Genomic DNA, 14,235 nt, shown 5'->3' with positions numbered 1-14,235 from the left:
GGGACTCATTCGATGATGATCAGCGGCTCGCCGTATTCGACCGGCATGCCGCTCTCGATCAGGATGCGGGTGACGGTGCCGGCGCGCGGGGCCTTGATCTGGTTGAAGGTCTTCATCGCCTCGATCAGCAGCACGGTCTGGCCCTGCGTCACCTTGGCGCCGACGGTGACGAATTGCGCGGCACCGGGTTCGGGCGCCAGATAGGCAACGCCCACCATGGGGCTGACCACCGCGCCGGGATGGTCGGCATCGAGCGTCGCCGCGATGGGGGCTGCTGCAGCCGGCAAGGCCATCGGCGCGGGCGCCGCGACCTGGGCCACCACCGGTGCCGCGATGACACCTTGGCGCACCACGCGCAGGCGCGATTCGCCATCCACCAGTTCGATCTCTGTCAGGTCGGTCTCACGCAGGATCTGCGCCAGCTCGCGGATCGCGTTGGCGTCGAATTGGATGAAGTTGCCCATTATTCCTCGTCCTGCTCGACCAGGTCCGCCATGGCGCGCATGGCGAGCGCATAGCCCGTCACGCCCAGCCCGCAGATCACCCCGGTCGCCGCCTTGGAGATGAAGCTGTGATGCCGGAATTCCTCCCGGCGATGGATGTTGGTGATGTGGACCTCGATCACCGGCACCTCGACGGTCAGCAGCGCGTCCATGACCGCGATGGAGGTGGTGGTGTAGCCCGCCGGGTTGATGATGATGCCCGCGGCGCGGCCACGGCATTCCTGCACCCAGGTCACCAGTTCCCCTTCGGAATTGGTCTGGCGGAAATCGATGGCCAGGCCGAATTCCTCCGCCGTCTCGGCGCACAGGGCCTCGACGTCGTCCAGCGTGGCGGTGCCGTATTTCTCCGGCTCGCGAACGCCAAGCATGTTCAGGTTCGGGCCGTTCAGCACGGCGATCAGTGGGGGTGTCACGGGCGATTCCCGCCAAAATGGGGTTGGACGGGCTAGCACGGGGGGTTTGCGGGGGGCAAGCCGGAGGGCACCCCAGCCATGCAGGGCCCCGGCTTGCCGCGACCCCTGCCCTTCGCCACATTCCATGCCAGCATGTCCAAGACCATCGCCATCACCGTGAACGGGGAAGCGCGGGAGATCGCGGCCGGCGAAAGCCTCGCCGCCCTGCTCCGCGCCATCGGGCTCGACACCCGCAAGGTCGCGGTCGAGCGCAACGAGGAAATCGTGCCGCGCTCGACCTACCCCGAGGTGGCCCTGACCGCCGGCGACCGGCTGGAAATCGTGCATTTCATCGGCGGAGGCTGAAGCCATGGACGGAACCCCCGCGACGATCGGCGACGACACCTGGGAGGTTGCCGGGCGGCGGTTCCGCTCGCGGCTGATCGTCGGCACGGGTCGATACAAGTCGCTTGAGGAGACGGCGGCGGCGATTGCGGCGTCCGGGGCCGAGATCGTCACCGTCGCGGTACGGCGGGTGAACCTGTCCGACCCGAACGCGCCGATGCTGCAGGATTTCGTCTCCCCCAAGGACTACACCTACCTGCCCAACACCGCCGGTTGCCATACGGCGAATGACGCGGTGCGCACGCTGCGCCTGGCGCGCGAGGCGGGCGGGTGGAACCTGGTGAAGCTCGAGGTGCTGGGGCCGCCGCCCTATTTGTATCCGGACATGGCCGGGACACTGGAAGCCGCCGAGGCGCTGATCAAGGACGGCTTCGAGGTCATGGTCTATTGCGCGGACGACCCGGTCGCGGCGAAGCGGCTGGAGGATCTCGGCTGCGTGGCGATCATGCCCTTGGGCGCGCCGATCGGGTCTGGGCTGGGGTTGACCAACCCGTTCATGATCCGCTCGATCAAGCAGAACGCCAAGGTGCCGGTGCTGGTGGATGCCGGGATCGGCACGGCATCGGACGCGGCGAAGGCTATGGAACTGGGGTGTGACGCGGTGCTGCTGAACTCCGCCATAGCCCACGCCAAGGACCCGGTGCGGATGGCGGTGGCGATGAAGGCGGCGGTGGAGGCCGGGCGCGGAGCGTTCCTGGCCGGGCGGATGCCGTGGAACTACAGCGCGGACGCGTCGAGCCCGATGACGGGGTTGATTCGGTAGGCGCATGACGGCCGGGGCGGCACGGGATCGCCTTCGCGCCTGGTTCACCGAGCAGGTTCAGGTGCGATCGGACGGCTTCCTGGTGCGCCCGCTGGGTCGGTTGGGCCGGGTCATTGTCCTGCCGGACGAGGACACGGTGGCCCAGCACGTGACGCGCAGGGCTTCGCTGACCCTCCGTGAGCTTGCGGGCCGGTGCGTTTTCTTCAGTTTCCTGTTCGCGGCCGTGGCCACCGTCTTGCTGGACTTTCGGGCGGCCCGGGCGCTGTTCGGATCGGCCACGTCGTTTGCCCTGCCGCTGACGGCGATCTTCGGGGTGGTGACTGGTGCGACATGGCTGGCCCGCTGGCAGATCTATCGCTGGGCATGCCGCATCGGGCATCGGGTTTCCCACACGCAATGGCGCGGCACGCCACCATCGGAGGCCGTGCCCATCCCCCTCCTGCCCGGCTGGTTCGTCGCATTCAACGTCGCGCTCGTGGGCCTCGTCGGTCCCGCGTTTGCAGGCTCCATGGCGTGGAATTTCCCGCAGTTCTCAATGGACGGCTCCCTCGGTCTCGTCGCCTGGCTCAGCCTGGCGCTGGGTATCGGATGTTGCTGGACGGTGGCAATCCTCATCGCCCGGCAATGGTGGCGCGCCAATGGACGGGCATAGTGACCGGCCGGGGCAGGCTACGAAGGGAGGGCGGATTGGACATGGGACCGCCCGCCTGCACCAGTTCGTCGAGTGACTTCATTGGCGACGTGCCTCCCGCTCGGTTAGAACGATATCGCAATTGTTCTGGCGGGTGCGGGAGAACGGCACATGCTGCGGCACTTCGACCACCTCACCATCGTGGTACGGGACCTGGCGCAGGCGAAGGCCTTCTTCGCGGCGCTTGGCTTCAGCGAGGCCCAGGCCGTCGTCATCGAAGGCGAACCCTTCGCCTCCTACATGGGCGTCCCGGGCATCAAGGCGGATCACGTGACGCTGGTGCTGGACGGCGCCTCCCCGCGCACCGAGATCCAGCTCCTGCACTACTGGCATCCCGATCCCCTGCCCGACCCGCATATCCGCGACCTGAACAAGCTCGGCATGAACCACATCTGCTTCGCGGTGGACGATGTCGCGGCTGAAGTCGCCAAGCTCAGGGCGCTCGGCTTCCACACGCGCACCGAGATCATGGATTTTCATTCCAGGAAGCTAGTGTTCCTGGATGGGCCGGAAGGGGTCACGGTGGAATTGGCGGAATGGCACTAGAGGCGAAGCAGGGCCCAATGCCGCAAGGCCGGGAAGCGATGCTGACACGATTGGCCACGCAACCCATCAGCGATATCGGTCGCTGGGACCGTGAGACCTCTACAAGCGTCGATCGCCCGCCGCATAGCGCAAGGTGTCGGTTTCCAAAGGCCTCGGGCCTTTGGTGGGGGAGGCTTGGAGGGGGCAAAGCCCTCTCCAAATCACCCAAGCAACCCCCGCAGCTTCTCCGGGTTCCGCACCACATACACCGACCGGATCGCCCCGCCCTCGATCTCCAGCGCCGTGGTCTGCACGCTCCCATCCTCGAACCGCGTGACATAGCCGGGCAGCCCGTTGATCCACGCCATCTCGTGCCGCCGCCCGAGCCGCGCCTTGCGCGCCAGCCCCGAGAAGAACCGCGCGATACGCTCCGCCCCGAACACCGGGTTGATCGCGGCGGACACCACCCCGCCGCCATCAGTCCGCAGCACGGCATCCTCCGCCAACAGCCGTTGCAACGCCGCCGCGTCGCCGGTCTCGATCGCGGCGCGGAACGCACCGGCGATGCGCTGCCCGTCCTCGGGCGAGACGGGGAAACGCGGCCGCGCCTCCTGCACATGCGCCCGAGCGCGGGCCGCCAGTTGCCGCACCGCCGCCGGCGTCCGCCCCAGCGTCGCGGCCACATCCTCGGATGTCCCGCCAAACACCTCGTGCAGCAGGAAGGCGGCGCGCTCCAGCGGGGACAGGCGTTCCAGCGCCAGCATCAGCGCGACGGACACTTCTTCCGCCGCCGCCTGGCCGGCGAGCGGGTCGGTCTCGACCACCGGCTCGGGCAGCCAGGGGCCGATATAGGTATCGCGCTTGCGCCGCGCCGATTTCAGTTCGTCCAGGCACAGCCGCGCGACGATGCGGCGCAGATACGCCTCGGCATCCGCCACCGCATCCTGGTCCGCCTCCGCCCAGCGCAGCCAGGCGGCCTGCACCATGTCCTCGGCATCCGCCATGGAACCGAGGAAACGGTAGGCCAGCGCCCGCAGCCGCGGGCGGGCGGCGGTGAAGGCCTCCGCCCCGGCCGCGGCGCCCGACATCAGGCCGCCACCTTGCCGCCACGCGCCGGCTCGGCCCGGAAGCCGACGGCGAAGCGGTTCCAGCCATTGATCGTCACGATCGCGAGTGTCAGCGCCACCTGCTCCTCCGGGGTGAACTCGGCAGCGACGGCATCATAGGCCGCATCCGGCGCGCCGGTCTCCGACAGCCGGGTCAGCGCATCCACCCAGGCAAGCGCCGCGCGTTCGCGCGGCGTGTAGCAGGTCGCTTCCTCCCAGGCGGCGAGCATGTACAGCCGCTCCTCCGTCTCACCCGCCGCGCGCGCTTCCCGTGTGTGCATATCGATGCAGAAGGCGCAGCGGTTGATGATCGACGCCCGGGTCTTCACGAGTTCCAGCAGGCTGTGCTCCAGCCCATTGCTGCGCGAGGCCTTCTCCAGCGCCATCATGGCCTGCATGACCTTGGGCGCGGCAGTCCAGTGGTTTAGCCGGGTTGTCATCGGTGCTCTCCTGCATCCGGGGTTCGGCAGCAGGACGAGACAGCCGCGCCAGCTGTGACATGGTGGCGTGAAAAACCCGGAAGCACCCGCACGAGCCACCCTGCGGCAAGGCGCGTCGCGGGGCGCCATCATCGCGTCGGAGCGCGCCTGCGCGTCGGCGGTGCGGCCTCAAGCGGCGGTATCGTCTGGGCTCCGCAAGGCCCTGATCTCCGCCGCGATGCGATCCGGCCCGACCTCCGCCACCCAGCGCGCCGGGACATCCAGCGCCGCCGCCAGCCGCGCCTTGTATTCGGCCTTCGGAATCTCGACCGTGCCGAAGCGGGCGAGGTGCGTCGTCAGGAACTGGGTGTCGCACAGCACGTAGCCGCACAGCCGCAGCCTTGCGACCAAGTGCACCAGCGCAACCTTGGAGGCATCGGTGACGCGGGAGAACATGCTCTCCCCGAAGAAGGCGCCGCCGAGGGTGACGCCATACAACCCGCCGACCAGGCGACCCTCCGACCAGGTTTCGACCGAATGGGCGAAGCCACGGCGATGGAGTTCGAGGAACAGCCCCTCGATCTCGGCATTGATCCAGGTGTCGGCGCGCCCCGGCGCAGGTTCGGCGCAGCCGCGTATGGCACCGGCGAAATCGTGGTCGGCGGTGACGGTGAAACGGCCCGACAGCACCGTGCGCCGAAGCCGCCGCGGCAGATGAAAGCCGGCATCGAGCGGCAGCACCCCCCGCAAGGCCGGATCCAGCCAGTACATCCGATCCGACCCGCGGCTCTCGGCCATGGGGAAGACCCCCGCGGCATAGGCGCGAAGCACCAGGTCGGGCGTGATCTCCAACTGACGGCGGCTCATGTGTGCCAAGCCTGCACCAGCCGCCGGCGCCGCGTCACTCTTCGTCGTCATCCGGCGGGGCGACCGGGAGCATCGCCGTTTCCTTTGCCGTGAGCAGGGCGATGACCGTCTCGGTCCGCTCCACCCCGGCGCGGCGGCGGATATCCTGGCTGACGAAGGCTTCCAGTTCGGCCATCCCGGCGGCGCGCAGTTTCAGCATACATGTCCAGGGGCCGCTGACGGCGTGGCACTCCAGCACCTGTTCCAGCGGCAGCATCGAGTCGCGGAACTTCTGCTCCTGCGCCCCAGCACGCAGACCGACGAAGACCCAGGCGAGCAAAGGACAGCCCACCGCCGCGGGGTTGAGATCCGCCCGCCAGCCGCGGATCGTGCCGCGTTCCTCCAGCCGCTTGACGCGTTCGGCCGTAGCGGACACCGACAGGCCGGCGACCTTGGCGAGTTCGGCCAGACCCGCCGCACCATCGTGCTGCAGCGCGACCAAGATGTTCCGGTCTATGCTGTCCATGGCCGCATCCTATCCGGCATGGCGGTGAAGCGAAACGCATAATCGGGCGCGGGGCGCGGAAGGGGACATTCCCTGGGAGGGGCGAAGCCAGAGGGGGCTTTGGCGTCAGGGGCGCGTCGATGAGCGGCGGGGGTCTTTGGAGGGCTTTGCCTTCTGCAAACCTTACTCTGCCAAAGGCTTCGAGCATGGTCGCCGCAGGCGGAATCACCGGAGGCGTGAATCACACGATCAAACAAAGACATGGAGCGGGAAACGTAAGCGAAGGCGAACGGCTCCTGCTCTACGCCTTTTGGAACCCGACTGTGATGCCATGCGAAACTGTTGGGCGTGGCGAGGGGATGTTGCGCTTGGCACACGACCAGATTCGGGCGTTGCGCCGGATCGACATGTGTCGTGCAAGGGGGCCACGGCCCTTTGGCGTGGCGAACCGGAGGGGCAACGCCCCTCCACCCTTCAGCCTATCCCAGCGCAGAGCGGGCTCTGCCTCGCCCGGTTCCGCCTCGACCGCCGTTCGTCAGATGTAATGCTCGGCCAGCGGCTTGAAGCCGTTGAAGTTCTGCGAGGCGTAGCTCGTCACATAGGCGCCGGTCGCCAGCAGCTCGACGCGATCCCCACAGGCGAGCGCCAACGGCAGGCGGTAGTTGGACTTCTCGTACAGCGTGTCCGTGCTGTCGCAGGTCGGCCCGGCGATCGTGACCGGCCCATCCGAACCGCCGTCATGCGGCGTCCTGAAGGCGTATTTGATCGCCTCGCCCTCGGTCTCCGCCAGGCCGCCGAAACGCCCGATGTCGAGGTAGACCCAACGCACCGGATCATCCTTCGCCTTGCGCGACACCAGCACGACCTCGCTGGACACGACACCGGCATCGCCGACCATGAAGCGGCCCGGCTCGATCAGCATCTCCGGCAGGTCATTGCCGAAATGCTGGGTCATGGCACCCATGATGGCCATGCCGAAATCGTCGATGGCCGGGACCTCCGCGCGGTACCGCACGGGGTAGCCACCACCGAGATTGACCATGCGCAACTTCACCCCGGCCTCCTTGAGGTCGGTGAACAGCATGGCGACGCGCGCGATGGCCCCTTCATAGGCGCCGGTCGAGGTCTGCTGGCTGCCAACATGGAAGGAGATGCCATAGGGATCGAGGCCAAGGTCGCGCGCCTGCACCATCAGGTCGCGCGCCATCTCCAGCTCGCAGCCGAACTTGCGGCTGAGCGGCCATTCGGCGCCCTTGTTCTCGACCAGGATACGGCAATAGACGCGCGCGCCCGGTGCGTGCTGCGCGATCTTCAGCAATTCGGGCTCGCTGTCGAAGGCGAACATGGTCACGCCCGCGTCATGCGCCGCGCGGATGGCCGAGACCTTCTTCACCGTATTGCCGAAGGAAATGGCGGACGGTTCGGCGCCGGCGACGAGGCAGGCCTCGATCTCCTCCCACGAAGCCGCGTCGAAGGACGACCCAAGCCCGGTCAGCCGCGACAGGATCGCCGCCGCCGGATTGGCCTTAACCGCATAATAGACGCGCGCCAGCGGCAGCGCGTCCTTCAGACGGCGATAATTCTGCTCCACACGGTCCACGTCCACGACGAGGCAGGGGGTCGCAGGCGCGGAATCGCGCAGGTACTCAGCGATCTTCGGGGTCATCGCCGCACACTCCAGGCTCCGGTGGACCGCCTGTTAAGGCGACGGCCCAAGGTTGACGAAACGGTCGAACGAACCAGCGACCAAATTGGGCCGCCCGGCTTGGCCGGACGGGGTTGCCAGAACGCTTGACGTCGTTGCGTAAACCCTTTGGCCGGGGAGGCCGGGGGCCAGAGGCACGTGCGTACTGCGTCTGGGCGGGCGTATACGCCCGCCCAGACCGGCGGAAAAGTGAAAAATGAGGCCAGCCCGAATTTTTTTCTTAAACCCGGTGCAAAGCCCGGAAAGCAGCCAGGGGACCAATGCCGGGCCGGGTGTTTCGCGCCGTGACTTCAGCGAATCGCAGGAAGCTTACCGGTGGCGGAAGGACTGTCCCAGGCCGGCGCGGCGGGCGTGCCAAGACCGCGCCGCTGCGCGTGGCGGCCTCGTGGGAGTCAAAACGACGGCGCGAGGCTTCTTCGATCCGTGGCCAGGCCGCGCATGCGGCCCGCCGGTCGTTCGGGCGCGGCCAAGCGGACCAAAGGTTTGCACCCGGTGCCTGCGCGCCTGGAGAAGTGGAAATCATCGGTCGCGACCAGGGGGCCTGCATCCTGCAGAACAGGCCGGACCGCGGCGCCTCGACGGATCACACCACCGGGCCAACCCGCGCGTCGACCGCTACCGACTGGCGCCCGGCGCCAGGGTCAGTCGTTCTGTGAGTTGCGGGATCCTTCACTCACCTCACGGCTGGCCGACCGGCACCGATTTCCGAAGGCCCGGCTCTTGGTGGAGTGGCTTGAACGGGCAGATGCCCGACCAGGCCATCCGCACGTCAGGCGGCGGCCGCCGTATTCCCGGCATTCTCGTTCGCCGCACGACGCAACGCCTGCTGGTACCGGTCCCGCCGCCAGCACAGAAGCTTCCAGGCGCCCTTCGCGGCGATGTCGGCCATCCGCCCGCGAGGCTGAAGGCCGATCGACTTGAAGATCATGCCCATGCTGCGTTCGATGTGGCGGAACTGATAGAAACCCATCGCACGGCCCATATAGCCGGCGATGCAGCGGTCATGGTCATACGGCATCCCTTCCGGCTCATTGCCGCAGTGGAAGGCGTAGGCCAGTTCGTCATCCTCGCTCTCCCCGATGCGGCCAAGGGCGACTCGCAGGCGCTTGGGGAAGGACAGTTGCTCGCGTGCCAAGTACCGCCTCATGTGATCGTAGAACAGCTTGAAGTGGCGGTATTCATCCGCCGCGATCAGCTTGCAGACCTGCTTCAGCGCCGGTTCGGCGGTCGAGTCGGCGAGCGCGGTGTAATAGGAGGAGGTGCCGGTCTCGACCATGCAACGCGCGATCAACTCGCCTGTGCGGGACCCGCGGATGGAGGCATCGGCGTCGAGCTGGATCTGGTAGCCGGCACGATAGCGCGCAAAGGCAGCCTGGAAATTCCAACCGGGATCGGCGATCTCGCCCCAGCGGCCCAGCGCGTCGCCATGCTGGGTTTCCTCAACGCCCCAATGCTCCGCCGCGGCCTGGAAGTCCGGATCGTCGATGAAGACGCGGGTCAGGTAGGTGACGTAATCGGCGGCGTTGCGCTCGACCATCGCCGCCGCCTTCACCAGAGGCACGATCTGCGGGTCGACCTTCGACGGATCGAACTGGTCCCACCCCACCTCGTCGATATGCCAGTGCTTCATCGCTACCTCGCGCCGGGGGCCAGTGCGGACCAGAATGGTCTCGCCGGCAGTCTGGTCCAGGCTGTGACAGTTTCAAGACGGACTGTCACGGGCCTTGGCTGCCGTTCGGTCGCGATCCAAACCACCGATCGACCGGCTGCGGACACCTCGCGTGTCACGGAAATGCGCCCTTCGCGTGGCGGCCGCATCGGGTCGTCGTCACGACTTCGTATTCGCCCGCGCCAGGGGCATCGCCGGCGCGCCTGGCGGTCAGGCCGCCTGGGCGGCATCCAGCATGGCGCGGGCCGCAAGCAGACGCGCCATGGCGGCATCGCGCCTTTCCGGTGTCCCGCTCTGTGCCTCGGCAAGCGCCGTCTCGCACTCGGCGATGCGGCGCTCGGCGTCGCTGCGCGACAATTGAGCCACCGGCGTCGCGTCATCAGCAAGAATGGTGACGCGGTTGGGCGTAATCTCGGCGAATCCGCCGGCTACGAACAGGCGTTCGGTGATCTGCCCGCCCTCCTGCACGCCGATCACGCCGCCACGCAGCGCGACGATCATCGGCGCATGTCCGGGAAGCACGCCCATCTCGCCCTCGGCGGCGGGAAGAAGCGCCATCTCCACCGGACGCGAGAGCAGCAGCTTCTCGGGGGAGACGAATTCGAGCTGGAAAGTGGCCATCGGAAACCGTCCCTACTGCGACACTGCAAACGGCGCGATCGCAGAAGCGAGGCGCCGCGTTCGACGGATCCGGCTGCACAGCGGCCGGCGCCGCCCACTAGACTCATCCCCAGGCGCGCCAGCGATGCGGCGGAAGCCAAGGCGGCCGGATGGCCGCCGCCCGGCGTCTGAGGGTCGAACGAAAGCTGCGGCCTTCAGGCCGCGGCCTTCAACCCCTCGGCCTTCTTGGCCGCGTCTTCAATCGTGCCGACCATGTAGAAGGCGGCTTCCGGCAGATGGTCGAACTCGCCCTTGCAGATGGCCGAGAAGGACCGGATCGTGTCCTCGAGCTTCACGAACACGCCCGGGGAGCCGGTGAAGACTTCCGCGACATGGAAGGGCTGCGACAGGAAGCGCTGGATCTTGCGCGCGCGCGCCACGACCAGCTTGTCCTCCTCCGACAGCTCATCCATGCCCAGGATGGCGATGATGTCCTGCAGCGACTTGTAGGTCTGCAGGATCTTCTGCACTTCGCGGGCGGTGTTGTAGTGGTCCTCGCCCACGATGCGCGGGTCCATCGCGCGGCTCGTGGAGTCGAGCGGGTCCACCGCCGGGAAGATGCCGAGTTCCGCGATCGAGCGGTTGAGCACCGTCGTCGCGTCAAGGTGCGCGAAGGAGGTCGCCGGCGCCGGGTCGGTCAAGTCGTCGGCGGGCACGTAGATCGCCTGCACCGAGGTGATCGAACCCTTCTTCGTCGAGGTGATGCGTTCCTGCAGCGCGCCCATGTCGGTGGCGAGCGTCGGCTGATAGCCCACCGCCGAGGGGATGCGGCCCAGCAGCGCCGACACTTCCGCGCCCGCCTGGGTGAAGCGGAAGATGTTGTCGATGAAGAACAGAACGTCCTGGCCCTGCTCGTCGCGGAAGTATTCCGCCATCGACAGGCCCGACAGCGCCACGCGCGCACGCGCGCCCGGCGGCTCGTTCATCTGGCCATAGACCAGCGCCACCTTGGAGCCTTCGGTCGTGCCCTCGCCGAGCTTGATGACGCCGGCATCGACCATTTCGTGGTACAGGTCGTTGCCTTCGCGGGTGCGTTCACCCACGCCGGCGAAGACCGACACGCCGCCATGGCCCTTGGCGACGTTGTTGATCAGTTCCTGGATGGTGACGGTCTTGCCCACGCCGGCGCCGCCGAACAGGCCGATCTTGCCGCCCTTCAGGTAGGGCGCCAGCAGGTCGATGACCTTGATGCCGGTGACGAGGATCTCGGCCGCCGTCGCCTGCTCGTCGAAGGCCGGCGCGTCGCGGTGGATGGCGTAGGACTTCTCGTGCGGCACCGGGCCGCGCTCGTCGATCGGCTCGCCGATCACGTTCAGGATACGCCCCAGCGTGCCGGGACCGACCGGCACCGTGATGCCCGCGCCGGTGTCGACCACTTCGGTGCCGCGCACCAGCCCGTCCGTGGTGTCCATGGCGATGCAGCGCACGGTGCGCTCGCCCAGGTGCTGCGCCACTTCGAGAACCAGCGTGCGGTCCTCGACCTTGGTGTGCAGGGCGTTCAGCATGTTCGGCAGGTCCTGCGGGAACTGCACGTCCACGACGGCGCCCAGCACCTGCGTGACCTTGCCAACGTTGTTCTTCATCGCGCGGTTTCCCTGCTCAAAGGGCTTCAGCACCGGAGATGATCTCGATCAGCTCCCGGGTGATGTTGGCCTGGCGTGTACGGTTGTAGTTCAGCGTAAGCTTGTTGATCATTTCGCCGGCATTGCGCGTGGCATTGTCCATCGCGGTCATCTGGCTGCCGTAGAAGCCGGCATTGGTCTCCAGGATCGCGCGATAGATCTGCACGGCAAGGTTCTGCGGCAGCAAGGCGGCCAGGATCTCGTCCTCCGCCGGCTCGTATTCATACAGCGCCTGCGGGCCGGCGGGGGCGTCCTCGCCCTTTTCCTCCGGCAGCGCAGCCGGGATCATCTGCTGTTCCGTGGGAACCTGCGTGATCACGTTGCGGAAGCGGTTGTAGACCAGGGAGCAGACGTCGAAGGCGCCCTCGTCCAGCAGTTCGGTGATCTGGGCCGCGACCTGGGCCGCGTCCTCGAAGCCGACCACCTTCTTGCCGGCGAAGGAGATCTCGCCGAGGAAGCGCGAGGCGAATTCCCGCTTCAGGAAGACCGCGCCCTTGCGGCCGACGGCGAGGATCTTCACCGTCTTGCCATGGCCTTCCAATTCCCGGATGCGGGTGCGCGCGAAGCGCCCCACATTGGTGTTGAAGGCACCGGCCAGCCCGCGATCGCCGCTGATCACGACCAGCAGGTGCACGGCATCGCCGCCGGTACCGACCAGCAGACGCGGGGCGTCGGGCTGGCCCGCCACCGCGGAACCGAGGGAGGCGAGCATGCGCTCCATCCGCTCGGCATAGGGACGCGCGGCTTCGGCGCGCGTCTGCGCGCGGCGCAGCTTCGCCGCCGCCACCATCTTCATCGCCTGCGTGATCTTGCGCGTGGACTTCACGCTGTTGATCCGCATGCGCAGGGCCTTGAGGCTCGCCATCTATGGCTCTCCGCGACCTGCCCGTATCAGCCGAAGGACTTGGCGAAGGCGTCGAGGAACGCCACCAGCTTGTCTTCGGTCGGCTTCTTGATCTCGCGGTCGTTGCGGATCGCCTCGACGATGCCCGGCTCGCGGACCTTGAGGTCGGCCAGCAACCGGCGCTCGAACTCGCCGACCTGGGCGACCGTGATGCGGTCCAGATAGCCGCGCGTGCCGGCGAACAGCGAGATCACCTGCTCCTCGACCGGAACCGGCTTGTACTGCGGCTGCTTCAGCAGCTCGGTCAGGCGCGCGCCGCGGGCGAGCAGCGCCTGCGTCGTCGCATCGAGGTCCGAGGCGAACTGCGCGAAGGCGGCCATTTCGCGGTACTGGGCGAGCTCCAGCTTGATCTTGCCCGCAACCTGCTTCATCGCCTTGATCTGCGCGGCGGAACCGACGCGCGACACCGACAGGCCGACGTTCACCGCCGGGCGGATGCCCTTGTAGAACAGCTCGGTCTCAAGGAAGATCTGGCCGTCGGTGATGCTGATGACGTTGGTCGGGATGTAGGCCGACACGTCGCCCGCCTGCGTCTCGATGACCGGCAGCGCGGTCAGCGAGCCATTGCCGAAATCGTCGTTCATCTTCGCCGCGCGCTCGAGCAGGCGCGAATGCAGGTAGAACACGTCGCCCGGATAGGCCTCGCGGCCCGGCGGACGGCGCAGCAGCAGCGACATCTGGCGGTAGGCAACGGCCTGCTTGGACAGGTCGTCGTAGAAGATGACGGCGTGCATGCCGTTATCGCGGAAGAATTCGCCCATCGCGCAGCCGGAATACGGCGCGAGGAACTGCATCGGCGCCGGGTCGGACGCCGTGGCAGCCACGATGATCGAGTATTCGAGCGCGCCCTGCTCCTCCAGCGTCTTCACCAGCTGGGCAACGGTGGAGCGCTTCTGCCCGATCGCGACATAGATGGTGTAGAGCTTCTTGGACTCGTCGCCGCCCGCATTGATCGGCTTCTGGTTGATGATCGTGTCGATGATCACCGCCGTCTTGCCGGTCTGGCGGTCGCCGATGATCAGCTCGCGCTGGCCGCGGCCGATCGGGATCAGGCTGTCGATCGCCTTGATGCCGGTCTGCATCGGCTCATGCACGGACTTGCGGGGAATGATGCCCGGCGCCTTCACCTCGACGCGGGTGCGCGTCACGTCGGTCAGCGGACCCTTGCCGTCGATCGGGTTGCCGAGCGCATCGACCACGCGGCCGAGCAGCCCCTTGCCCACCGGCACGTCGACGATCGAGCCGGTGCGGGAGACGGTGTCGCCCTCGCGGATGCCCTGGTCGTTGCCGAAGATCACGACGCCGACATTGTCGGCTTCGAGGTTCAGCGCCATGCCGCGCAGGCCGGCACCGGGGAACTCCACCAGTTCGCCGGCCATGACGTTCTGCAGGCCATAGACGCGGGCGACGCCGTCACCCACGGTCAGCACGGTGCCCACCTCGGCCACGTTGGCGTCGGCGTCGAACCCGGCGATCTGTGCTTTCAGAATCTCCGAGATTTCGGCGGGACGAATATCCAT

The 14,235-nt window shown here is 67.4% G+C and carries 16 protein-coding genes; 4 read left to right on the top strand and 12 right to left on the bottom strand.

Annotation, left to right across the window (positions count from 1 at the left end):
- Window positions 1-5 precede the first annotated feature (5 nt).
- The gene (gene accB, locus AAFN86_RS11140) at window positions 6-464 is read right to left on the bottom strand and encodes an acetyl-CoA carboxylase biotin carboxyl carrier protein (protein ID WP_347543385.1); all 459 of its coding nucleotides are present in this window, start codon (window positions 462-464) and stop codon (window positions 6-8) included.
- A complete protein-coding gene (gene aroQ / locus AAFN86_RS11135) occupies window positions 464-916 on the bottom strand; it encodes a type II 3-dehydroquinate dehydratase (protein WP_347543384.1) in 453 nt (150 codons plus the stop codon). Before aroQ ends, accB begins: the two co-directional genes overlap by 1 nt.
- 132 nt (window positions 917-1,048) lie before the next feature.
- Between aroQ and thiS the strand changes: the two genes are divergently transcribed.
- The 4 genes from thiS (at window position 1,049) to AAFN86_RS11115 (ending at window position 3,300) form a co-directional block, all read left to right on the top strand.
- Window positions 1,049-1,261 carry a sulfur carrier protein ThiS gene (gene thiS / locus AAFN86_RS11130; protein ID WP_347543383.1) on the top strand — a complete coding sequence of 71 codons (213 nt, stop codon included), beginning with the start codon at window positions 1,049-1,051 and terminating at the stop codon, window positions 1,259-1,261.
- 4 nt (window positions 1,262-1,265) lie between these two features.
- Entirely contained in the window at window positions 1,266-2,063 is a 798-nt protein-coding gene (locus AAFN86_RS11125; RefSeq protein ID WP_347543382.1) for a HisA/HisF-related TIM barrel protein, read from the top strand.
- Window positions 2,064-2,067: 4 nt separating this feature from the next.
- A complete protein-coding gene (locus AAFN86_RS11120; RefSeq protein ID WP_347543381.1) occupies window positions 2,068-2,715 on the top strand; it encodes a hypothetical protein in 648 nt (215 codons plus the stop codon).
- 150 nt (window positions 2,716-2,865) lie between these two features.
- Window positions 2,866-3,300 (top strand): VOC family protein, encoded by a 435-nt coding sequence (locus tag AAFN86_RS11115; RefSeq protein ID WP_347543380.1) that lies wholly within the window; start codon window positions 2,866-2,868, stop codon window positions 3,298-3,300.
- Between the two features lie 200 nt (window positions 3,301-3,500).
- Here the strand turns inward: AAFN86_RS11115 and AAFN86_RS11110 are convergent, their stop codons facing one another.
- From AAFN86_RS11110 to atpA, 10 genes are all read right to left on the bottom strand, one after another.
- A complete protein-coding gene (locus tag AAFN86_RS11110) occupies window positions 3,501-4,367 on the bottom strand; it encodes a sigma-70 family RNA polymerase sigma factor (RefSeq protein ID WP_347543379.1) in 867 nt (288 codons plus the stop codon).
- Window positions 4,367-4,825, bottom strand: coding sequence for a carboxymuconolactone decarboxylase family protein (locus tag AAFN86_RS11105; RefSeq protein ID WP_347543378.1), 459 nt, complete (start codon window positions 4,823-4,825; stop codon window positions 4,367-4,369). Before AAFN86_RS11105 ends, AAFN86_RS11110 begins: the two co-directional genes overlap by 1 nt.
- Before the next feature lie 168 nt (window positions 4,826-4,993).
- Window positions 4,994-5,671 carry a leucyl/phenylalanyl-tRNA--protein transferase gene (gene aat, locus AAFN86_RS11100; RefSeq protein ID WP_347543377.1) on the bottom strand — a complete coding sequence of 226 codons (678 nt, stop codon included), beginning with the start codon at window positions 5,669-5,671 and terminating at the stop codon, window positions 4,994-4,996.
- Window positions 5,672-5,705: 34 nt separating this feature from the next.
- The gene (locus AAFN86_RS11095) at window positions 5,706-6,176 is read right to left on the bottom strand and encodes an Lrp/AsnC family transcriptional regulator (protein WP_347543376.1); all 471 of its coding nucleotides are present in this window, start codon (window positions 6,174-6,176) and stop codon (window positions 5,706-5,708) included.
- A 514-nt stretch (window positions 6,177-6,690) separates the two neighbouring features.
- The gene (locus tag AAFN86_RS11090; RefSeq protein WP_347543375.1) at window positions 6,691-7,821 is read right to left on the bottom strand and encodes a type III PLP-dependent enzyme; all 1,131 of its coding nucleotides are present in this window, start codon (window positions 7,819-7,821) and stop codon (window positions 6,691-6,693) included.
- Between the two features lie 808 nt (window positions 7,822-8,629).
- Window positions 8,630-9,490 carry a ferritin-like domain-containing protein gene (locus AAFN86_RS11085; protein ID WP_347543374.1) on the bottom strand — a complete coding sequence of 287 codons (861 nt, stop codon included), beginning with the start codon at window positions 9,488-9,490 and terminating at the stop codon, window positions 8,630-8,632.
- A 249-nt stretch (window positions 9,491-9,739) separates the two neighbouring features.
- On the bottom strand, window positions 9,740-10,150 hold the full coding sequence (gene atpC, locus AAFN86_RS11080) for an ATP synthase F1 subunit epsilon (protein WP_347543373.1): 411 nt from the start codon (window positions 10,148-10,150) through the stop codon (window positions 9,740-9,742).
- A gap of 194 nt (window positions 10,151-10,344) precedes the next feature.
- On the bottom strand, window positions 10,345-11,772 hold the full coding sequence (gene atpD, locus AAFN86_RS11075; protein ID WP_347543372.1) for a F0F1 ATP synthase subunit beta: 1,428 nt from the start codon (window positions 11,770-11,772) through the stop codon (window positions 10,345-10,347).
- Window positions 11,773-11,788: 16 nt separating this feature from the next.
- Window positions 11,789-12,676: a F0F1 ATP synthase subunit gamma gene (locus AAFN86_RS11070; RefSeq protein ID WP_347543371.1), complete on the bottom strand. Its 888-nt coding sequence runs from the start codon at window positions 12,674-12,676 to the stop codon at window positions 11,789-11,791.
- 26 nt (window positions 12,677-12,702) lie between these two features.
- A complete protein-coding gene (gene atpA / locus AAFN86_RS11065) occupies window positions 12,703-14,235 on the bottom strand; it encodes a F0F1 ATP synthase subunit alpha (protein WP_347543370.1) in 1,533 nt (510 codons plus the stop codon).

Source organism: Roseomonas sp. CAU 1739, from assembly GCF_039839775.1.
Classification (GTDB): Bacteria; Pseudomonadota; Alphaproteobacteria; order Acetobacterales; family Acetobacteraceae; genus Neoroseomonas.
This window is presented reverse-complemented; position numbering and strand designations above follow the sequence as displayed.